The 21948-nt window shown below is 69.1% G+C and carries 14 protein-coding genes and 1 pseudogene; 12 read left to right on the plus strand and 3 right to left on the minus strand.

The window, feature by feature from the left end; all coding sequences use genetic code 11:
- The first annotated feature begins 7 nt into the window (after positions 1-7).
- The 5 genes and pseudogenes from arsB to mmsB form a co-directional block, all read left to right on the plus strand.
- Positions 8-1081, plus strand: a complete 1074-nt coding sequence (gene arsB, locus A6A40_RS25740) for an ACR3 family arsenite efflux transporter (protein ID WP_174718550.1) — start codon at positions 8-10, stop codon at positions 1079-1081.
- Positions 1074-1850 (plus strand): arsenical resistance protein ArsH, encoded by a 777-nt coding sequence (arsH, locus tag A6A40_RS25745; RefSeq protein ID WP_108548700.1) that lies wholly within the window; start codon positions 1074-1076, stop codon positions 1848-1850. Before arsB ends, arsH begins: the two co-directional genes overlap by 8 nt.
- Positions 1851-1988: 138 nt before the next feature.
- Positions 1989-3488, plus strand: coding sequence for a CoA-acylating methylmalonate-semialdehyde dehydrogenase (locus A6A40_RS25750; RefSeq protein WP_108548701.1), 1500 nt, complete (start codon positions 1989-1991; stop codon positions 3486-3488).
- Positions 3489-3566: 78 nt separating this feature from the next.
- Positions 3567-4712, plus strand: a complete 1146-nt coding sequence (locus A6A40_RS25755) for an isobutyryl-CoA dehydrogenase (RefSeq protein ID WP_108548702.1) — start codon at positions 3567-3569, stop codon at positions 4710-4712.
- Between the two features lie 34 nt (positions 4713-4746).
- A pseudogene (gene mmsB / locus A6A40_RS25760) lies at positions 4747-5646 on the plus strand (3-hydroxyisobutyrate dehydrogenase); the annotation flags it as partial.
- 16 nt (positions 5647-5662) lie between these two features.
- Here mmsB and A6A40_RS25765 read toward each other — a convergent pair.
- A complete protein-coding gene (locus A6A40_RS25765) occupies positions 5663-6568 on the minus strand; it encodes a LysR family transcriptional regulator (protein ID WP_108548704.1) in 906 nt (301 codons plus the stop codon).
- 307 nt (positions 6569-6875) lie between these two features.
- On the opposite strand from A6A40_RS25765, the gene A6A40_RS25770 reads away from it, so the two are divergent.
- Positions 6876-7424 (plus strand): hypothetical protein, encoded by a 549-nt coding sequence (locus tag A6A40_RS25770; protein WP_236784035.1) that lies wholly within the window; start codon positions 6876-6878, stop codon positions 7422-7424.
- A 7-nt stretch (positions 7425-7431) separates the two neighbouring features.
- On the opposite strand, the gene A6A40_RS25775 is transcribed toward A6A40_RS25770, so the two are convergent.
- Positions 7432-8157 (minus strand): DUF3102 domain-containing protein, encoded by a 726-nt coding sequence (locus A6A40_RS25775; RefSeq protein ID WP_108548706.1) that lies wholly within the window; start codon positions 8155-8157, stop codon positions 7432-7434.
- A 17-nt stretch (positions 8158-8174) separates the two neighbouring features.
- Complete coding sequence (locus A6A40_RS25780) at positions 8175-8927, minus strand: ParA family protein (RefSeq protein ID WP_236784036.1); 753 nt, start codon at positions 8925-8927, stop codon at positions 8175-8177.
- 350 nt (positions 8928-9277) lie between these two features.
- On the opposite strand from A6A40_RS25780, the gene A6A40_RS32240 reads away from it, so the two are divergent.
- The 6 genes from A6A40_RS32240 to A6A40_RS25805 form a co-directional block, all read left to right on the plus strand.
- Positions 9278-12455 (plus strand): two-partner secretion domain-containing protein (locus A6A40_RS32240; protein ID WP_261344802.1); only part of this gene is annotated, 3178 nt, incomplete at its 3' end.
- A 416-nt stretch (positions 12456-12871) separates the two neighbouring features.
- On the plus strand, positions 12872-14578 hold the full coding sequence (locus tag A6A40_RS31820) for a caspase family protein (protein ID WP_236784088.1): 1707 nt from the start codon (positions 12872-12874) through the stop codon (positions 14576-14578).
- A gap of 154 nt (positions 14579-14732) precedes the next feature.
- A complete protein-coding gene (gene hmgA / locus A6A40_RS25790) occupies positions 14733-16037 on the plus strand; it encodes a homogentisate 1,2-dioxygenase (RefSeq protein ID WP_108548709.1) in 1305 nt (434 codons plus the stop codon).
- Between the two features lie 140 nt (positions 16038-16177).
- Positions 16178-16675 (plus strand): class I SAM-dependent methyltransferase, encoded by a 498-nt coding sequence (locus tag A6A40_RS25795; protein WP_236784037.1) that lies wholly within the window; start codon positions 16178-16180, stop codon positions 16673-16675.
- Positions 16676-17021: 346 nt separating this feature from the next.
- Positions 17022-19981: ABC transporter transmembrane domain-containing protein (locus A6A40_RS25800; RefSeq protein ID WP_257792310.1), on the plus strand; the 2960-nt coding region annotated here is incomplete at its 3' end.
- A 47-nt stretch (positions 19982-20028) separates the two neighbouring features.
- On the plus strand, positions 20029-21798 hold the full coding sequence (locus A6A40_RS25805; RefSeq protein ID WP_108548711.1) for an ABC transporter ATP-binding protein: 1770 nt from the start codon (positions 20029-20031) through the stop codon (positions 21796-21798).
- Positions 21799-21948: the final 150 nt, after the last annotated feature.

A 21948-nucleotide genomic window follows, 5' to 3' on the forward strand; every position in this document is an offset into this window, starting at 1 on the left:
ACCGATCATGACAACCGACATCCACGCCGCCCCGGCGGCCCGCCCCGTCATGGGGCTCTTCGAGCGCTATCTCAGCGTCTGGGTCGCCCTGTGCATCGTCGCCGGCATCGCGCTCGGCCATCTGGTGCCCGGCGTCTTCCAGGCCATCGCCGCGGCGGAGGTCGCCAAGGTCAACCTGCCGGTGGCGGTGCTGATCTGGCTGATGATCGTGCCGATGCTGCTGAAGATCGACCTCGGCGCGCTGGGGCGGGTCAGCGAGCATTGGCGCGGCGTCGGCGTGACGCTGTTCATCAACTGGGCGGTCAAGCCCTTCTCGATGGCTCTGCTGGGCACGCTGTTCATCGGCAACCTGTTCGCCCCGCTGCTGCCGCAGGACCAGATTTCCTCCTACATCGCCGGGCTGATCCTGCTGGCCGCCGCCCCCTGCACCGCCATGGTCTTCGTCTGGTCGAACCTGTGCGAGGGCGAGCCGCACTACACCCTGAGCCAGGTGGCGCTGAACGACATCATCATGGTCTTCGCCTTCGCGCCGCTGGTCGGGCTGCTGCTGGGCGTGGCGTCGATCACCGTGCCGTGGGACACGCTTCTGCTGTCGGTGCTGCTCTACATCGTCATCCCCGTTGTCGCCGCCCAGCTCTGGCGCCGCAGCCTGCTGGCCACCGGCGGGGAGGCCGCGTTGAAGCGCGTTCTCGACCTGATCCAGCCGGTGTCGCTGGTGGCGCTGCTGACCACGCTGGTGCTGCTGTTCGGCTTCCAGGGCGAGCAGATCCTGGCCCAGCCGCTGGTCATCCTGCTGCTGGCGGTGCCGATCCTGATCCAGGTCTATTTCAACGCCGGGCTGGCCTATTGGCTGTCGCGCCGCTTCGGGGTGGCGTGGTGCGTGGCGGCGCCGGCGGCGCTGATCGGCGCCTCCAACTTCTTCGAGCTGGCGGTCGCCGCCGCCATCAGCCTGTTCGGGCTCGGCTCCGGCGCGGCGCTCGCCACCGTGGTCGGCGTGCTGGTCGAGGTGCCGGTGATGCTGTCGGTGGTGAAGATCGTCAAGGCGACCAAGCCCTGGTACGAGGGACGCCCCCATGCATGATATCCAACACGGCGAACAGGACTCCTTCCCGAGCCTGGACGAGCCCTATCTGGATGCGCCCGACCTCGCGAAGCTGACGCCCGCCCAGCTTTCGACCCACCCGCCGCGCATCCTGCTGCTCTACGGCTCGCTGCGGGAGCGCTCCTACAGCCGCTTCCTGGCCGAGGAAGCCGCCCGGCTGCTCCGCCGCATGGGGGCGGAAACCCGTATCTTCGACCCCACCGGCCTGCCGCTGCCCGACAGCGTGCCGGCCGACCACCCCAAGGTGGCGGAGCTGCGCGCCCTGTCGCAATGGTCGGAAGGCCAGGTGTGGGTCAGCCCGGAACGGCACGGCACCCTCACCGGCATCCTGAAGTGCCAGATCGACTGGCTGCCGCTGGAAAGCGGCGCCATCCGGCCGACGCAGGGGCGGACGCTGGCGGTGATGCAGGTGTCCGGCGGCTCGCAATCCTTCAACGCGGTCAACGCCATGCGGGTGCTGGGGCGCTGGATGCGGATGGTGACCATTCCCAACCAGTCCTCCGTCGCCAAGGCCTATCAGGAGTTCGACGAGGCCGGGCGGATGAAGCCGTCGCCCTATTACGACCGCGTGGTGGACGTGATGGAGGAGCTGGTCAAGTTCACCCTGCTGGTGCGCGACCGCGACGCGTATCTGACCAGCCGCTACAGCGAACGCCGCGAGGCCGGGATGAAGGCCGAGACGGAGGCGCAGGCCCTCGCCGCCGCGGCCATGAGCGGGGAGAAGGCGAGCGGGGAGAAGCAGGACTGATCCCATGCCGCAGCGGTCCCGGCCCGCCGCCGGGACCCTTGCCGCATTCCTGCACAACGGTTGCGCAAAGTTTCGGGTCGATCCGCGAGGCCGCTCAGGTCCACATGGTGACAAACAATCCCATGGGAGGACAATAGGATGACCACCGAACTTCAGCACCTGATCGGCGGCAAGCTGGTTGCCGGAACGTCGGGGCGGTTCGCCGACGTCTACTCCCCGATGACCGGCGAGGTGCGCGCCCGCGTGCCGCTGGCGAGCGTGGAGGAGATGCGCGCCGCGGTGGAGAACGCCAAGGAGGCGCAGCGCGGCTGGGCCGCCACCAACCCGCAGCGCCGCGCCCGCGTGCTGATGCGCTTCCTCGATCTGGTCCAGCGCGACTATGACGAGCTGGCGCTGCTGCTGTCGCTGGAGCATGGCAAGACCATCGTCGACGCCAAGGGCGACATCCAGCGCGGTCTTGAGGTGGTGGAGTTCGCCTGCGGCATCCCGCACCTGCTGAAGGGTGAGTTCACCGACGGCGCCGGCCCCGGCATCGACATCTATTCGATGCGCCAGCCGCTGGGCGTCGTCGCCGGCATCACGCCGTTCAACTTCCCCGCCATGATACCGATGTGGAAGTTCGCCCCGGCCATCGCCTGCGGCAACGCCTTCATCCTGAAGCCGTCGGAGCGCACGCCGGGTGTGCCGGTCAAGCTGGCCGAACTGATGTTGGAAGCCGGCCTGCCTGCGGGCATCCTGAATGTCGTCCATGGCGACAAGGTGGCGGTGGACGCCATCCTCGACGACCGCGACATCAAGGCGGTGGGCTTCGTCGGCTCCACCCCGATCGCCGAATACATCTACAACCGCGGCTGTGCTGCCGGTAAGCGCGTCCAGTGCTTCGGCGGCGCCAAGAACCACGCGCTGGTGATGCCGGACGCCGACCTCGACCAGGCGACCGACGCGCTGATCGGCGCCGGCTTCGGTGCGGCGGGCGAGCGCTGCATGGCGATCTCCGTCGTCGTGCCGGTCGGCAAGAAGACCGCCGACGCCCTGATGGACCGCCTGATCCCGCGGGTTGAGAGCCTGAAGGTCGGCCCGTCCACCGACAGCAGCGCCGATTTCGGCCCGCTGGTGACGGCCGAGCATCTGGCGCGGGTGAAGTCCTACGTCGATCTCGGCGTCAAGGAAGGCGCCAAGCTGGCGGTCGACGGCCGCGGCTTCACGATGCAGGGCTATGAGAACGGCTTCTACATGGGCGGCTGCCTGTTCGACGAGGTGAAGCCGGACATGCGCATCTACAAGGAGGAGATCTTCGGCCCGGTCCTCTCCGTCGTCCGTGCCGACTCTTACGAAGAGGCGCTGGCCCTGCCGAATGATCACGAATACGGCAACGGCGTCGCCATCTTCACCCGCGACGGCGATGCCGCCCGCGACTTCGCGAGCCGTGTCGATGTCGGCATGGTCGGCATCAACGTGCCGATCCCGGTTCCGCTCGCCTACTACACCTTCGGCGGCTGGAAGCGCTCGGGCTTCGGCGACCTGAACCAGCACGGCCCCGACGCGGTGCGCTTCTACACCAAGACCAAGACCGTCACCTCCCGCTGGCCCTCGGGCGTCAAGGAAGGCGCCAGCTTCGTCATTCCGACCATGGAGTGATGAGGTAAAGTATCTCCCCACCCCGTGGGCGAGCGAAGCTCGCCCACGGGGTGGGGGTGATTTGGAGGGAGGTGACGCATGTCCTTTGAACTGACCGAAGACCAGGTCGCCATCCGCGACATGGCGCTGTCCTTCGCCCGCGACGAGCTGGCGCCCAACGCCGTCGAGTGGGACCAGAAGAAGCATTTCCCCATCGACACGCTGCGCGCCGCCGGCGCGCTCGGCATGGGCGGCATCTATGTGTCCGAAGACCATGGCGGCTCGGCGCTCAGCCGCTTCGACGCCGTGGTGATCTTCGAAGCGTTGAGCCAGGGCTGCCCGACCATCGCCTCCTACATCTCCATCCACAACATGGTGGCGGGGATGGTGGACAATTTCGGCAACGCCGAACAGAAGGCCCAGTGGCTGCCGAAGCTCTGCACCATGGACTGGCTCGCCAGCTATTGCCTGACCGAGGCCAACGCCGGTTCCGACGCCGCGGCGCTGCGGACCAGGGCGGTGCGCGACGGCGACTCTTACGTCCTCAACGGCGCCAAGCAGTTCATTTCCGGCGCCGGCAGCTCCGACCTCTACCTCGTCATGGCCCGCACCGGCGAGGACGGCCCCGGCGGCATCAGCGCCTTCCTGGTGCCCAAGGACACCCCCGGCCTGTCCTTCGGCGCCAACGAGCACAAGATGGGCTGGAACGCCCAGCCGACCCGCGCCGTCATCCTGGAGGATGCCCGCATCCCCGCCTCCGCCCTCTTGGGGCAGGAAGGGATGGGCTTCAAGTTCGCCATGAAGGGTCTTGACGGCGGCCGCATCAACATCGCCGCCTGCTCGATCGGCGGCGCCCAGGCGGCGCTGGACAAGGCGCTGACCTACATGTCGGAGCGCAAGGCCTTCGGCCAGACGCTCGACCGCTTCCAGGCGCTGCAATTCCGCATCGCCGACATGGCGACGGAGCTTGAGGCCGCCCGCACCTTCGTCCACCGCGCCGCCTCGGCGCTGGATGCGAAGAGCAAAGATGCGACGCGGCTGTGCGCCATGGCGAAGCGCTTCGCCACCGACACCGGCTTCGAGGTGGCGAACAACGCGCTCCAGCTGTTCGGCGGCTACGGCTATCTGGCGGACTACGGCGTGGAGAAGATCGTCCGCGACCTGCGGGTCCACCAGATCCTGGAAGGCACCAACGAGATCATGCGCCTGATCGTCTCGCGCAGCGAGATCGGGCGGATGGCGTAAAGCGAACCATAAAAACCAAACCCAAAAAACCAAAGCAACGGGAGACGCGACGATGGCGGTGATCGGTTTCATCGGATTGGGCAACATGGGCGGCCCGATGGCCGCGAACCTCGTGAAGGCGGGGCATCAGGTGGTGGGCTACGACCTCGTGCCCGCCGCCATCGAGGCGGCCAAGGCGGCCGGCGTCACCATCGGCGAGTCCCCCGCCGCCATCGCCGCGGCGGCGGAGGTGGTCGTCACCATGCTGCCGGGCGGCAAACATGTGCTGGGCGTCTATGGCGACATCGCGCCGGTCGCCCGCCCCGGCGCCCTGCTGATCGACTGTTCGACCATCGACGTGGAGTCCGCCCGCAAGGCGCATGCCCAGGCGGCGGAGCATGGCGCCGCCTCGCTCGACGCGCCGGTGTCGGGCGGCGTCGGCGGGGCTGCGGCCGGCACGCTGACCTTCATGGCCGGCGGCGAGGCGGACGCCTTCGAGCGCGCCCGTCCGATCCTGGAAGCGATGGGCAAGAAGATCGTCCATTGCGGCGGCGCCGGCGCCGGTCAGGCGGCGAAGATCTGCAACAACATGATCCTCGGCATCTCGATGATCGGCGTCTGCGAGGCCTTCGTGCTCGCGGAGAAGCTCGGCCTGTCGCATCAGGCGCTGTTCGACGTGTCCTCCACCTCGTCGGGCCAGTGCTGGTCTCTGACCAGCTATTGCCCGGTCCCCGGCCCGGTCCCCGCCAGCCCGGCCAACCGCGATTACCAGCCCGGTTTCGCGGCGGCGCTGATGCTGAAGGACCTGAAGCTGGCCCAGGAAGCGGCGCAGGGCGCCGGCGCCCCCACCCCGCTGGGTGCGGCGGCGGCGCAGCTCTACGCCATGATGAACGCGCAAGGAGAGGGCGGCACCGACTTCTCCGGCATCATCCGCATGCTGCGCGGCGAAGGGTAAGTCAGACCCCGGAAAATCAAATGGCCGACGGGGGCAGGAACAGCGCCTGCTCCCGCCGGACCAGATCGGCGATGTAGTCCGCGGTCATGGATATCCGCGCCAGCGACCGCAGATCCTCGTGGACGATCAGCCAGAAGGAGCGGGTGATCGTCAGCTCATCAGGCAACACCGGCACGAGGTCCGGTTCGCTCTGGGCGATGAAGGCCGGCAGCATGCACAGCCCCGCCCCCGCCAGCGTCGCCTTCAGCTGGGCGACGAGGCTGCTGCTCTTGATCCGCGGCACCACCTCCCCGATCGTTTCGACATAGTCCAACTCGGGGGCGAAGATCAGGTCGTCGATGTAGCCGATGAAGGACTGGCCGCGCAGGTCGGCGCGGCTGCTGATCGCTGGCCGGCTGTCCAGATAGGCGGCGGTGCCGTACAGCCCCAGCCGGTAATCGGTCAGCTTCCGCGCATAGAGCCGCCCTTCCTGCGGACGCGACAGGCTGATGGCAATGTCGGCCTCGCGCTTCGACAGGCTGAAGACGCGCGGCATGGCGACCAGCTGCACCTCCAGCTCCGGGTGGCGTTCGCACAAGGCACCGATGCGCGGCGCCAGGAAACAGCTGCCGAATCCGTCGGGCGCCCCGATGCGCACCGCGCCGGCAAGCGCCAGATCGCCGTCGGCCACCATGCCCTGGGCGAGGAAGGCGGCACTCTCCATCACCTCGGCAGTCTGCTTCAGCCGCTCGCCCTGCGGCGTCAGCGTGAATCCGCTGGGCCGCCGTTCGAACAGGGTGACGCGCAGCGCATCCTCCAGCGCCGAAATGCGGCGGCTGACCGTGGTGTGGTCGGCCCGCAGGCGCTGGGCCGCCGTGGTCAGCGTGCCGGCGCGGGCCACCGCCAGGAAGAATCGCAGGTCGTTCCAGTTGAAATCGGCCATGTCCGCCGGCGCCGCCGTCCGTTCTCTCTGGTGACTCAGGGGCCGAACTGTCCCATCAACCCGCCCCCCTGACAAGAGCGCCAACCCGCCGCTGCGACAACGCCGCACCCGGCTGGGTTGGGCGCACCGAAAGAGCCTGCCCCGAAGGAGTACCGCATCTTCCGGCTAACGCCCCCATTTCGCGTGGACGAAGCGCCCGCCTGTTGCGTTTATCTGGTGAGGAACGCAGCGTTCCTGACGACTGCGAAGACCGAAAGGACGGGCGATGCCGGGCGAGGGCCGGACGAAGAACTGCAGCGGATCGGCGATGGCAAGGACCGTGGCGGCGGCACTCGCCGTCCTTGTCGCGGCTGCGGCGCTGCCGGCCGCCGCGGAACCGCTGCTGTCCGCGCCGGAGGCCGACGCCCCCCTGCCCTCCCCCGCTCCGGCGCCACTCCCGGCAACGGTTCAGGCGCCGGCAAAGCCCCAGACCGACGCCTTCGATTGCTGGCTTCTGGATCCGGACCGGCTGGAGCAAGCGGCCGACCATGGCCTGTGCGGCGATGCCTTCGCCCGCGCGCCGGAAATCGCCTCCCTGCCCGACTCCCCTCCCCTGCCTGCCCTGACACCGCCGCGCAAGCCGAAGATTCCGGAACGGCGCAGCCGCACATCCAGCCGCAATTCCAGCCACAGCGAAAGCCACGCGATGGGCACGTCGGCCGCGCGGCTTTCCCGCACCGGCGGCGGGGGCGGCGACTTCTTCAGCAACTTCCAGCGCGATTTCCGCGCGCTGACCGACCTGCTGGGCGGCGGAACCTCACCGCGCCGGGGCGACGGCGGCGGTGCGCCCGGTTCCCACAGCTCGCACCGGAACTGAGGCCGCCTTACGACGCCTCGTCCGCTTCGGTGCCGACATCCTCCGCTTCCACGTCGATGGTGACGCCGGTGCGCCCCGGCCGGCCATGGTCATGCTCCGGGTCGATGCCGTGGTCGCGGCGCAGCTCATCGCGGACCTCCGCCATGCGGGTGCGCAGCCGGGCATATTCGGCCAGAAGCTGGCGGCGCCGGTCGTTCGGCGTCACGTCCTTCGGCGGCCGCAGCGAGCGCTTGAAGTCGATCAGCTGGCGGCGGGTCACGTCGGGACGGATCAGCCCCTGGGCCTTCGCGCGCTCCAGCTCGTCCGGCGTCATGGTGACGATCTGGTAGGCGACGCTTTCCGCCCCCGGCAGCACGTCCAGCGACAGACGCCCGGTGTCCACCGCCTCCGCCACCGCGCGGAAGCGGAAGGCGGTCTCGACCGAAAACGGCATGTCGCTCTCGATCATCGCCTCGAACTCGCCGTGCGGCAGGATCTCCTTGGCGCGGTTCAGATAGCGGCCGATCGACAGGAATTCCTTGCGGCTGCGGTTCCAGTGATACCGGATTTCCTGCGCGAATTCCTGCCGGGTGTGGCAGGGCACGATGGCGTCGCTGATGTCCGACGCCCGGCGGTCGGCCTTCGACGGCGCCACCGCCGTGGTCCGAGCCGGCGCAGTGGGCTGGGCAGCCGGCTGGGGAGCGGCCTTGCCCTGCTCCGCCACCTTCTTCATGAAGGATTTCACATTGGCCATATTCAAATCCCTCGGGTTCAGATCCCCAGCTCGTGCCGGATGAAGTACCAGGCGCCCAGGCATTCGTCGGCGCCGTTCACCGCGCCGACATCGACGATGGAGCAGCCGATGTCGTCGACCCGGTGCATGTCCTCGATGTCCGGCACCTCGTGCGGCACCAGCCGGCCGACCCGGCCCAGCTCCAGCTTCGCTTCGCGCAGGCTGACCGACCGTCGCTTGACCCGGTTCAGCAGGAAGGCGGCGGGGCGGCCATAGTCGCGCAGGAACTCCATCCAGGGAATGACGCTCATCTTGTCGAACCGTCCCACCCCGGTCGGCACCAGAACGAGGTCGGCACGGCGCAGCAGGATCTTGGTCGCCTCGGGATAGAGCTCCACCGACGGCGGCGTGTCGATGAAGATCACGTCGTAGCGGGCAGGGTCGATCTGGGACAGCGCCGCGTCGATCTCCTCCAGCGTGCCTTCGTAATGATCGATGGCGGCGACGTCGTGCGGGCGGCGCAGCTCATGCCATTGGCCCAGCGTGCGCTGCGGATCGAAATCCAGCGTCGCCACCCGCATGCCGTCCTTGGCCGCGGCCACCGCGGTGTTCTTGCAGCTGGTGGTCTTTCCGGTGCCCCCCTTCGGCGCGCTGTAGACCACCCAGCGGGCGGGCTTCCGCACAGCCTTCTGTACCGGATCGGCGGCGCTCTGGCCTGCCTGCCTGCCGGTCGATTTACCTGCCGGCTTGCCCGCAGTTTTCCGTGTGGCGACGGCGGTCGGATCGGCCATCTCTTCCCCCTGCATCGCGTGCCCGTCTTCTGGATGGCCTTCTTATTAGCGGATCGGCCAGCGGCTCGAAAGGGCAAAGGCGGCACCTGGACCATGGGAATAGGGGTTTTCTGTACCGAAAATCCATTACCGGTAAGGCTTTCCAGTCCAATTCCGTTACCGGTAACGCTTCCGCTGCGACACAGGCCCCCAATCGCATTGCGGCAACGAAACATCCTGTCACCACTTTGGGCATTTTCCCATCGGTCCGGTATCGCTAAAATGTCCGGCGTTCCACGAAACCGGACAGGGTATCGCCGTCCCGCACTCAGCGGGGTAGGGCGGAGAGCGGGCTGGGGAACGGATCGGTGATGCGGGGATCGGGTGTGAAGGACGGATCGTTGGGACAAGCCGCAAGCGCCCGGAAGGGCCATGTCGGAGCCGGACTGAGGCAAACCCTTTGCCGCACCACCGCATTGGCGGGGACCGCGCGTCCGGCGGTCATCGCCGCCGTGGCCGCTCTCGGCCTGTCCACCCTGCCCGCGCTCGCCAACCCCGAAGGCGGCGTGGTCGTCGATGGCAGCGCCATCATCCAATCCACAGCCCCCGGCCGGCTCGACGTCATCCAATCCACCTCGAAGGCGGTGATCGACTGGCAGCGCTTCGGCATCCGGGAGGGCGAGCACACCGACTTCCGACAGCCAGACGCCAACTCCATCACGCTCAACCGCGTCACCGGCCCCGACCCGTCCGCCATCATGGGGCGGCTGACCGCCAACGGACAGGTCTGGCTCGTCAACCCCAACGGCATCCTGTTCGGGCCGAACGCCCGCGTCGATGTCGGCGGGCTGCTCGCCACCACCCACGACATCCGCAACGAAGACTTCATGGCCGGCCGCCACAGCTTCGAGGGGCGGGCCGGCTCCACCGCCACCGTGGAGAATGACGGCACCATCACCGTCGCTGAGGCCGGGCTGGCGGCGCTGGTCGCGCCCGGCGTCGCCAACCGCGGCACCATCCAGGCCCGGCTGGGCGAAGTGACGCTGGCGTCCGGCCGGCGCTTCGTCGTCGACCTGTTCGGCGACCAGAAGATCAACATCGCCCTCGACTCCCAATCCGACGCCAAAACCGACGCGCGCCCCGTCGGCGCCGACGGCAAGCCGGTCGAGGCGCTGGTCAGCAACAGCGGCCGGATCTTCGCCGACGGCGGCCGGGTGCAGATGACGGCATCGGCCGCCAAGGGGCTGGTCGACCGCGTCGTCAACATGTCCGGCACCGTCCAGGCCCGGCGGGTGGAACAGCAGGGCGGCGACATCGTCCTGCTCGGCGACGGCGGCGAGGTTGAGGTGTCGGGCACGCTGGACGCCAGCGGCAGCGGTGCCGGCCAGATTGGCGGCTCCGTCGCCGTGTCGGGCAACCGCACGGTGCTGGCGGCCACGGCGCGCATCGATGCGTCGGGCGCCGCCGGGGGCGGGGAGGTTCTGGTCGGCGGCGACGTGCAGGGCGGCAAGGCATCCGCCGCCACGCTGGCCGGCTACACCATCCGCCCGGCGCGCAAGCCGGTGCCGCCGTCCACCGAAACCGTGGTGGCGCAGGGGGCGACCATCGCCGCCGATGCCACCGGCAGCGGCAAGGGCGGCAAGGTCGTGGTGTGGGCGGACGGGACCACCCGCTTCGACGGCGCCATCTCCGCCCGCGGCGGGGCGGCGGGCGGCGACGGCGGCTTCGTCGAGACGTCCGGCAAGCTGTCGCTGCAGGTGCGCGGCCGGGTCGATGCCGGGGCGGCGGCGGGGAAGGGCGGGTCCTGGCTGCTCGACCCGACCAACATCACGGTGGCGGCGAGCGGCGGGACCATCACCGCCGAAACCATTCAGACATCGCTGAATGCCGGCACCAACGTCACCCTACAGACCGAGAGCAGCGGCAGCGAGGACGGCGACATCACCATTTCCCAAGCCATCGCCAAATCGTCCGGCGGCGACGCGTCCCTGACGCTGGTGGCCCACCGCAACATCTTCATCACCGACAGCATCACCTCCATCGGCGGCGCCCTGAACGTGACGCTGAATGCCGCGACCGGCGACGGGAACGGTGTCGTGAGGGTGACCGGGGAGAACTCGGGGAAGCCCTTAACCATCTCGACCAATGGCGGCAGCTTCATCGTCGGCGGCGGCTCCGACCCGACGACGAAGCCAGCCACCGGCCTGTCCGGCGGCTACACTCCGGAGTCCGAGCGGATTGGCGTGCGCTTGCGCTATGCAACCGTCACCACCGGGACCGGCTCGATCCTCATCAACGGGGCCGGCGGCGAAAACAACGGGGGAGAGAACCACGGCATCGCGCTCTACAACAGCCGCCTGGAAAGCACGGCCGGCTCGATCACGCTGACCGGCAAGGGCGGCAACGGCATCCTCAGCGGCGACAACGTCGGCGTCCTGCTGTCCGACTCCGCGGTGGTGACGGGCGGCGGCGCCATCGCCATCACCGGCACCGAAGGCGGCGGCGAAAGCTCCCTCGGCAGCGACGCCGTGCGCATCGAAGGCACCGCCCGCGTCGCCACTGCCGGCAACGGGGCGATCCGCATCGTGGCCGGGGACACGTCCGACGGGGACATCGTCCTGAGCGGTGCGGAACTTTCCACCGATGCCGGCGCCATCACCGTCGAATCCGGCGGAAACCTGCTTCTGAGCGAGGACGCGGAGCTTGCCGCCGGCGGCGCGGTGACGCTCAGATCGGCAGGCAGAACCTCCCTGACCGACAGCAGCATCGAAACGCACGGGTCGGCCGTCACCATCGCCAGCAGAAGCTCCGGTGCTTCGCGGGGAGCGATCAGCCTGACCTCCAGCACCATCTCGACGTCCGGCGGCGCCATCACCCTGGGCGGCGGCAGCGATCCCACCCAGGAGGCCGCCAAAGGCAATTCGCAAAATCCTGCCGGCGTGACGATCCTCGGCAGCAGGATGGAGTCCAACGGCGGCAACATTTCCATCCGTGGCGAGGGCGCCGACAGTGCGGGCGAAGGGCACGGCGTGTCGATCATCGGCGCTTCGACCATCGACTCCGGTGCGGGAACCATTGCCATCCGCGGCAAAGCCGTTTCCTACGAAGGCTGGAATGCCGGGGTGGCGATCACTCCAGAGAGCAGCGGCCTGACCGGTGCGGTCATCCGATCGACGTCATCCGCCGCCAATGCCATCACGATCGACGGCGACGCCAGCGAGGTCGATGCCAACGAAGCCTGGGGAGTCGCAATCAGGGGGTCGGTGGAGATCGCCTCGTCCGGTGGACTCTCCATCACCGGCAAAGCCGGCGCATCGGCCTCCCTGTCCGAGGTTGCCGGGATCGGGCTGGATGCGGGAGCCAATGACACCATCAGCATCACGGCCAGCGCCGGCGACGCACTGCTGCAGGGCACCGCCGGCACCGGCGAGATGGCATTGGACCGCTACGAAAACGGCAATGTGACGATCAGCAGCACGCCGGCCCCGCCGCCTCCGCCGCCTCCTCCTCCGCCGCCTCCGCCGCCGCCACCACCGCCACCGCCACCGCNACCACCACCACCACCACCACCACCTCCTCCTCCGCCGCCGCCGCCGCCGGTGACGCCGGTGACGCCAACCGTGCCGGAAGTCCCGACCACGCCGACCACACCCGGAACCGACAGCGGAACCGACAGCGGAAACGGAAGCGGAACCGACACGCCGTCCACGGGAACGGACAGCTCGGGAACAGGGACGGGGGGAACGGGAACGTCCGGCACCGATACGTCGGGCAGCGGAACCGGATCGACGGGAACCGCTGCTTCCGACGGTTCGTCCTCCGGCAGCCAGACCGCCGCGGTCAGCAACAGTTCCGTCCAGACGGTTCTGCAGACGGTGGCGCAGATCGCGGCGACGCCGACAACCGCGACGGCCGCCGCAACATCCTCCGCGACCACCACCGTCGCCGGCACCACGACGTCCGTCGTGACGGCTCCGGCGACCGGCGCAGCCACGCCGCAGACCTTCCTGTCGTCTCTGGAGCAGGCCCCGGCCACAGGGAACACGGCCACCCAAAGCGGGGAAGGGCAGGGCACCCAGGCGGCGGGAGGCAGTTCGTCGTCCGGCAACGGCCCGACGTCTCCGCCGCCACCGCCACCGGCCGGTCCGGCGACGGTGGTTCTGGCCTCGGGCCGGTCGGTTTCCTTCACGGCGGAAGCGACCCAGGCCTATGCCTCCGGCGCCACCCTGTCACAGCCCGGTCCGCAGCTGCTCTCCTCGCCCCAGGTCCAGGCGGCGGCAGGCACGCTGATTCAGGCGGCCGGGAGCGGCGGCATGGTGCAGGCGGTGACGGATCTTTCGACCGGCGGCCTGTCGCTGCCGGAACAGCGCGCCGTGCTGGCCAGCGTTCCGGTCGCCACCCTGATCGGCGGCCTGACCTCCAGCAGCGATCCGGTGGCGGTGCGCGTCGGCGGCATCCTGCAGACCAGCGCGGCGGGCCAGCCGGGCGGCTATGCCCAGGTGCGCGCCGCGGTGACCCAGGCCAACCTGCCGCCGCAGGTTGCCCGCACCTACCTCGCCATGGTGCAGCGGGTGGAGCGCGAACAGCGCACCCAGGCCTTCTCCGGCGCGCTGCGCCAGCTGGTGGCGAACCCGGCGGCGGCGGACATGTTCGGCCGGCCGAACGCCTCCGCGGCACCGCCCAGCCTGCAGCAGGCGCGCGGCGGCCGCACCCGCGGCGGCACCATGACCCTGCGCGGCGTCGTCGCCGACAGCGCCAATCTGGCCGAGGCTCGGGTGAACGGCCGCTGGGTCTTCATCGACGAACAGGGACAGTTCCGCACCAGCATCCCGGTGGAGCCGGGGCAGACCGAAGCCACGCTGACCATGACCGACGAGACGGGCAAGACGACCGAGCAGCGCATCGCCATCGATGCCGCCGCTGCCGCCGCGCCCGATCCGGCAGCCCCGCCGAAGCCGCGCAAGATCGCGCTGATGATCGCGGTCGACAGCTACCGCGACACCGGCATTCCCGCGCTGGCCACGCCGGACGCCGACATCAAGGCGGTGGGGCAGGCGCTGAACGACCATCTCGGCTTCGAAACGCGGGTGCTGCGCAACCCGACCAAGGCCCAGATCGGCGAGGCGCTGCGCAGGCTCGGCCGTGAGGTCGGCGAACAGGATCAGGTGATGGTCTATTATGCCGGCCATGGCTATGAACTGGCGGAAACCGGCGCCGGCTATTGGCTGCCGGCCGATGCGGAGACGACCAGCGCCCGCAACTGGGTGTCGAACAACGACATCGGCCGTTTCCTCAGCCGCATGCCGGCCAAGCATGTGATGCTGGTGTCGGACAGCTGCTATTCCGGCGCCTTCACCAAGGAACAGAAGGTCGACGCCAGCCGCATCGCCAACGAGCAGGAGATCCGCCAGCGCCGCTCGGTGATGGCGCTGTCGTCGGGCGGCGACGAGCCGGTGGCCGACGGCGAGGTGAACTCCCCCTTCGCCACCGCGCTGAAAAAGCGGGTTCTGGCGCTGCCGAAGGACAGCAACGGCTATGCGCTCTACCAGGAAGTCCGCCAGGATGTGACCAGCGAGGCGCCGCAGACCCCGCAATACGGCGTGATCCGCACCGCCGGCTATGACGAGGGCGGCGACTTCCTGCTGGACCTGCCGGATCGCCGGATGAATTGAGGCGGGGGAGGGGAGGTGTTGCTGCGGATGCCCCCTCCCCATCCCTCCCCCACCTTCGGTGGNGCGCATAGTTTCAAAAGAAACTATATGAGCGACAAATGGTCGCGCCCGGCCCTGTTGCCGGCCGCATCCCCCGGATAAGGGAGCAGCCCGCATGACGCCCTCCGCCTTCACCTATCAGTCCGGCTTCGGCAACGAGTTCGCGACGGAAGCGCTGCCGGGCGCGCTGCCCGTCGGCCGCAACTCGCCGCAGCGCCCGCCCTATGGCCTCTATGCCGAACAGATCAGCGGAACCGCCTTCACCGCGCCCCGCGCCCACAACCGCCGCTCCTGGCTCTACCGCATCCGTCCGGCGGTGGTGCACGAGCCGTTCCGGCCGATGGAGTCCGGCCGGCTGACCAGCCGCTTCGACGAGGTGCCGGCTCCGCCGACGCAGCTGCGCTGGAACCCGCCGCCGATGCCGGACATGGCCACCGACTTCGTCGCCGGGCTGACCACCATGGGCGGCAACGGCGGCCCCCAGGCGCAGGCCGGCTGCGGCATCCATCTCTATGCCGCCAACCGGTCGATGGAAGGGCGCTTCTTCTACGATGCCGACGGCGAGCTGCTGATCGTGCCGCAGCAGGGACGCCTGCGCCTGTTCACCGAGCTGGGCGCGCTGGAGGTCGAACCGCAGGAGATCGCGCTGATCCCCCGCGGCCTGCGCTTCCGCGTCGAGCTGCCGGACGGCACGGCGCGCGGCTATGTCTGCGAGAATTTCGGCGCGCCCTTCCGCCTGCCGGACCTCGGCCCCATCGGCTCCAACGGGCTGGCCAACCCGCGCGACTTCCTGACACCCGACGCCTGGTATGAGGATGTCGAGGGCGCCTTCGAGCTGGTGGCGAAGTTCGACGGCCATCTGTGGAGCGCCCCCATCGGCCACTCGCCGCTGGACGTGGTGGCCTGGCACGGCAACCATGCGCCCTGCAAATACGACCTGCGCCGCTTCAACACCATCGGCTCGATCAGCTTCGACCACCCGGACCCGTCGATCTTCCTGGTGCTGCAATCGCCCAGCGACACCCCCGGCGTCGACAGCATCGACTTCGTCATCTTCCCGCCGCGCTGGCTGGTGCAGGAGGACAGCTTCCGTCCGCCCTGGTTCCACCGCAACGTCGCCAGCGAATTCATGGGCCTGATCCATGGCGTCTACGACGCCAAGGAGGAAGGATTCCTGCCCGGCGGGGCGAGCTTGCACAACTGCATGAGCGGCCACGGCCCGGATGCGGAGACCTTCGCCAAGGCCACCGCCGCCGACACCAGCCGGCCGCAGCGGGTCGGCGACACCATGGCCTTCATGGTCGAAACGCGCGCCGTGATCCGTCCGACACGGCATGCACTGGAAACTGCCGAGCTTCAGCAGGATTATTACCGCTGCTGGCAGGGGCTGGCGAAGCACTTCGACCCGAACCATCCATAGGCGGGCAGGGTGGAAGCCACCGCCGGCTCCGACCAAGAGACAATTTGTCTCGACGGCGTGCGCGCGGCCTTTCACACTGCGCCCGTGCCGATCCGTGGAGCGCAGGGGAGGGGCCGATGGGGGCCGCTATGGGCAAAGAGATGGAATCCCGGTCGCTGCTCGACCGCATGATCGACCGGCTGACCGTGCAGCGCAACGCGCTGGCCTGGGCCGAGCATGCCGTCGCCGGCCGCGACGGCATGGTGCTGGAGGTGGGGCTCGGCAAGGGCCGTACCTTCGACCATCTGCGCCACCTGTTCCCGCCGCGCGACATCCTGGTCTTCGACATGTGGGTCCGCGTGCCGCCGGAGCTGACGCCGGATGAGGACCGCCTGTTCATCGGCGATTTCAAAGAGACGATGCCGGCGGCGGCGGACCGGTTCGGCCGCTGCGCCCGGCTGGCCCATGCCGATTTCGGCAGCACCGACCGCAACCATGACGCCGCACAGGCGGCCTGGCTGGCCCCGCTGATCGACGGGCTGATGCTGCCGGGCGGCGTCGTGCTGTCCGACCGTCCGCTGGAGCGCCCCGACTGGACCCCGCTTCCCCTGCCGGCGGACGAGCGCTGGCCCTATCATGCCTGGCGGGTGGAAGGCTGAGCGGCGCGGCGCCCATGCAGGGGGCAGGCATGCGGGGGAAAGGCGCAGTTCCGGCAGTGGAAAACGGCTCGCCCGACGCCAATCTTCAGACCCTTCCGCCCCAAGGGAACCCGGCACCGATGCCGGGCTCCCTTCGGGCGGACGACGGTTGCGACGCTGAAGGCCATTGATGGACCGCAATATTTTTCAGTTCATTTGGAAGCACAGCGGCCGACAGCAGATCCTGCTCGCCCTGTTGACCATCGCATCCTTCCCGGTGCTCTACGCATCGCTGGAACTGCCGAAGATCATCATCAACCGGGCCCTGTCCGATCCCCAGCCGGTGCGCGAGATCCTGGGCGTCGCCATGGGGCCGGTGACCTACCTGCTGGTGCTGTGCTTCGCCTTCCTGGCGCTGGTGCTCGCCAACGGCGCCTTCAAGATGCGCATCAACACCTTCAAGGGGGTGGTCGGCGAACGGCAGGTGCGGCGCCTGCGCTTCATGCTGCTCGACCGCATGCTGCGCTTCCCGCTGCCGCATTTCTCCAAGGTCAGCCAGGGAGAGCTGATCTCCACCGTCACGTCGGAAACCGAACCGCTGGCCGGCTTCATCGGCGATTCCTTCGCCCAGCCGCTCTACCAGGGCGGCACGATGCTGACGATCCTGCTGTTCCTGTTCATCCAGCAGCCGACCATCGGGCTGGTGTCGATCGCGCTGATCCCGGTGCAGGCCTACATCATCCCCAAATTGCAGATCAAAGTGAAGATGCTGGGGAAGGAGCGGGTGCGCAAGGTCCGGCAACTGTCCGAACGCATCGGCGAAAGCGTGGAAAATGTCCGCGAGATCCGCGTCAACGGCACCATCCGCTACGTACTGGCCCAATTCTCGCAGTATCTCGGCAGCATCTACTGGATCAGGCTTGAAATCTACAAGCGAAAGTATTTCGTCAAGTTCCTGAACAACTTCATCAACCAGATCACGCCCTTCTTCCTGTTCTCCATCGGCGGCTATCTGGTCCTGCAGGGCGACCTGACCATCGGCGCGCTGGTGGCGGCGCTGTCGGCCTTCAAGGATCTGACCGCCCCCTGGAAGGAGCTGCTCGACTATTACCAGAACATGATCGACGCCCAGATCAAGTACGAGCAGATCGCCGACCAGTTCTCCCCGCCCTTCCTGTTCGAATGGGCCCCGACGACGCCCGCCACGCCCACCGACCTGAAGGCCCCGATGCGGCTGGAAGCGGTGACCTGGGCCAACGAATACGGCGACCGCATGCTGCAACGGCTGTCGCTGGAGGTGCCGCCGGGCGCACTGGTCGGCATCGCCGGCACCAACGCGCTGGCGCTGCGCCGTCTGGCCGAGGTGCTGGTGCGGCTGTCGCCGCCGACCTCCGGCCGGATCACCATCGGCGACCAGACGCTGGACCAGCTGCCGCTCGACCTGCTGGGGCGCCGCATGGCCTATGCCAGCCCGGAACCGCGCATGTTCACCGGCAGCATGATGCAGAACATCACCTATGGGCTGCGCCACCGCCCGCCGCCCGACGATCATGAGACGATGAGCCCGGCCCGCCGGCGCGAGATCGTGGAGGCCGAGGCGTCCGGCAACTCCACCGACAGCATGGAAGGCATCTGGACCGACTTCGCCATGATCGGCGCGACCGACTGGGCCAGCCTGCGGCCCTGGTTCATGCAGTGTCTGGCGGCCACCGGCGGCGAGAACGCCGTCTACCAGCGCGGCCTGCGCGAGGTGTTCGACCCCGACGACTATCCCTTCGTCGCCGAGCCGCTGCTGCGCGCCCGCCACTGGCTGCGCGACGCCATCACCGAACGCGGCATGGACACGCTGCTGGCCCGCTTCGAGCGCGACCGCTTCAACCCCTATGGCAGCCTTGCCGAGAACCTGCTGTTCGGCCTGCCGGACGGCAAGCGGCTGACCGTCGCCCGCATGGTCTGCGACCCTGCCATCCGCGCCCTGATGGAGGCTCATGGGCTGTGGGACTCCGCCGTGCGCATCGGCCGCCGCTTCGCCATGCGGGTGGTCGGCGTCTATCGCGACAGCGCCGACGGCGACGTCATGATCATGCGCTACCCGCACATCGACGACGCCCTGTTCGAGGAGCTGGTGGAGGCGGTCACCCGCCTGAAGCGCCGGTCCGAGCGGCCCCAGCGCCGCCACCAGGAGGCCGACACGCTGCTGTTCGCCACCATGTTCCTGATGATCGTGCCCAAGCGCGACGGCATGGACTTCGCCCCGCCGCCGGAACGCGAGGCGATCATGGCGATCCGCCGCCGCCTGCTGGACGACATGCCGCAGGAGCTGCGCGACAAGGTCGCCGTCTTCGACCAGGATCTCTATCACCCGCGTCTGAACGTGATGGACAATCTGCTGTTCGGCCGCATCACCACCGAGGATCCCCGCGCGATCACCCAGTTGCGGTCCTTGGTGGACGAGGCGCTGGAGCGGACCGACGCGCGCGCCTTCGTGCTGATCCTGGTGGTCCTGGGCGAGGTCGGCATCGGCGGTTCGCTGCTGCCGATCAGCGTGCGGCAGCGGATCCAGTTGACGCGGGGGCTGATGAAGAAGCCCGACATCTTCGTGATCTATCAGGCGCTGAACAGCTACGACCCGGACGAACGGATGCGCATCTTCCTGCGCATGAAGGAGCTGCTGCCGGAGATGACGCTGATCGTGCTGGAGGAGCGGATCGCCGACAATCCGGCCTTCGACGCGCTCTACGACCTGGAGGATGGCCGGCTGGTCCGGCGCGGCCAGAACGGCGGCGACCAGCAGGAGGACAGCATGCCCGGCGACGGGGAGGGCACCGACGAGCCCGCCCTGCGGCTGCTGTCGCGCTCCCCCGTCTTTTCCGACCTGCCGGAAACGGTGCTGCGCAGGATGCTCACGATGTCGGAATGGCGGACGGTGTCGGCCGGCGACTTCATCTTCCGCAGCGGCGAGCCGTCGGAGTTCGTCTTCGTCCTGGCGGACGGCGAGGCGGAGATGGTGCGGCTGATGCCCGACAACCAGCCGCCGCTGCACATCGCCGACATCAAGCCGCCGGAAGTGATGGGTGAGGTGGAGCTTCTGGCCGGCGTCCGCCGCTTCTCCACCATCCGGGCGCGCACCGACCTGCGTCTGCTGCGGCTCGACGGCGCGGCGATGCTGCGGCTTCTGCCGTCGGTGCCGGACCTGCCGATGCGGGTGATCCAGCAGATCGGCAAGCGCCTGACCAGCGAGGGACCGGCCGGCTCGGGGCCCACCCCGACGCCCTCGGATGCTCAAGTCCCTCTCCCGCCCCGGGAGAGGGAAGGGACCAATGCGGANCCCCTCTCCCGGGGCGGGAGAGGGCATTCCTCCTGGAGACGCGACGATGCTGAAGGTGGAGGGTCTGACGATCCGTTTCCGCACTGCGCCGGTCGACCGTCCGGTCGTCGACGGCGTCGGCTTCTCGGTCGGGGCGGGGCAGAGCGTGGCGCTGGTCGGCGAATCGGGGTCCGGCAAGACGCTGACCTGCCGCAGCATCCTGCACATCCTGCCGCGCGGCGCGGAGGTGGCCGGCGGCTCCATCCTGTTCGGCCATGGGCCGGAGGCGGTCGACCTGCTGCGGGTCTCGCGCTCCGGCCTGCGCGACATCCGCGGCAGCCGCATCTCGATGATCTTCCAGGAACCGATGAGCGCGCTGTCGCCGCTCCACAGCATCGGCGACCAGACGATGGAGGTTCTGCAACTGCATGGCCACTGCAACCGCCGGAGCGCCCGCGACCAGTGCCTCGCCATGTTCGAGCGGGTCGGCTTCCCCGATCCGCTGCGCGCCTTCCACTCCTACCCGTTCCAGCTGTCGGGCGGCCTGCGCCAGCGGGCGATGATCGCCATGGCGATGGTGGCGCGCCCGCAGCTGCTGATCGCCGACGAGCCGACCACGGCGCTGGACGTCACCCTGCAGGCCCAGGTGCTGGCGCTGATCAAGGAGCTGCAGGCCGAGACCGGCATGGCGGTGCTGCTGGTCACCCACGATCTGGGGGTGGTCGCCAACATGGCCGATGCCGTGGTGGTGATGCGCGCCGGCCGGGTGATGGAATCCGGCTGCTGCGCCGATGTGCTGGGCCGGCCGCTGCACGGCTATACCCGGAAGCTGATGGCCGCCGCCCCCTCGATTCCCGAGATGACCTGCGCCCTTCCCGCCACGGGCGCGGAGGACGCCATCCTGGAGTTCCACGGCGTCGGCAAGACCTATGAGCGCGGCTCCGCCCGCGTGCGGGCGCTGGATGGCATCGACCTGTCGGTGCGCCGCGGGGAGACGCTGGCCATCGTCGGCGAGTCAGGATCGGGCAAGACGACGATGGCGCGGCTTGCGATGCTGGCGGAACGGCCGGACCCCGGCGGCCGCCTGCTGTTCCGCCCGTCAGCCGGGGAACAGCCGCTCGACCTCCTGTCCGCCGCGGGGCCGGAGCTGACCGCCTACCGCCGCCGTGCCCAGATGGTGTTCCAGGACCCCTATGCCTCCCTCAGTCCCCGCATGAGCGTCGGCGAGATCATCGCGGAGCCGCTGGCGATCCATGGCGTCTGCGACCGCGGCGAACGGCGCGAGCGGGTGCGGGCGCTGATGGCGCAGGTCGGGCTCGATCCCGCCTGGGCCAACCGCTATCCGCATGCCTTCTCGGGCGGCCAGCGCCAGCGCATCGGCATCGCCCGCGCGCTCGCCCTCGATCCGCAGCTGCTGATCTGCGACGAGCCGACCTCGGCGCTCGACGTGTCGGTTCAGGCGCAGGTTCTCGACCTGCTGGAATCGATCAAGCGGCGGCTCGGCCTCAGCCTGATGTTCATCTCGCACGATCTGGCGGTGGTGGCGCGGCTGGCCGACCGGGTGGCGGTGATGCGCGCCGGCCGGGTGATGGAGCAGGCGCCGCCGGCCGTCCTGTTCTCCGCCCCGCTGCATCCCTACACCCGCGCGCTGATCGCCGCCTCGCCCGAACCGGACGTCAGCCGCCCGATCGACGTCGCCACCGTGGCGCTCGGCGCCGGCGCCCCCGACCTGTGGCCGGAAGCCTTCCGCCCCACCCCCGACGGCGCCCCGCCGCCCCTGGTGGAAGCCGCCCCCGGCCATTTCGTCAGGGGCCATTTCGCGAGGCGGGCGGCATGAAGACGGTTCCAGGCGTCCTGCACGATAAGCGCCCTCTCCCGCCCCGGGAGAGGGGGGGGCCCCGCCGCTTTGCGGCGGGGTGGGTGAGGGGTATCCCAAGACTCCTGAACCGCATGGCTTCGTGCCTACCCCCTCACCCTTCCCATGCTT

It is taken from the genome of Azospirillum humicireducens (assembly GCF_001639105.2).
Lineage (GTDB): Bacteria > Pseudomonadota > Alphaproteobacteria > Azospirillales > Azospirillaceae > Azospirillum > Azospirillum humicireducens.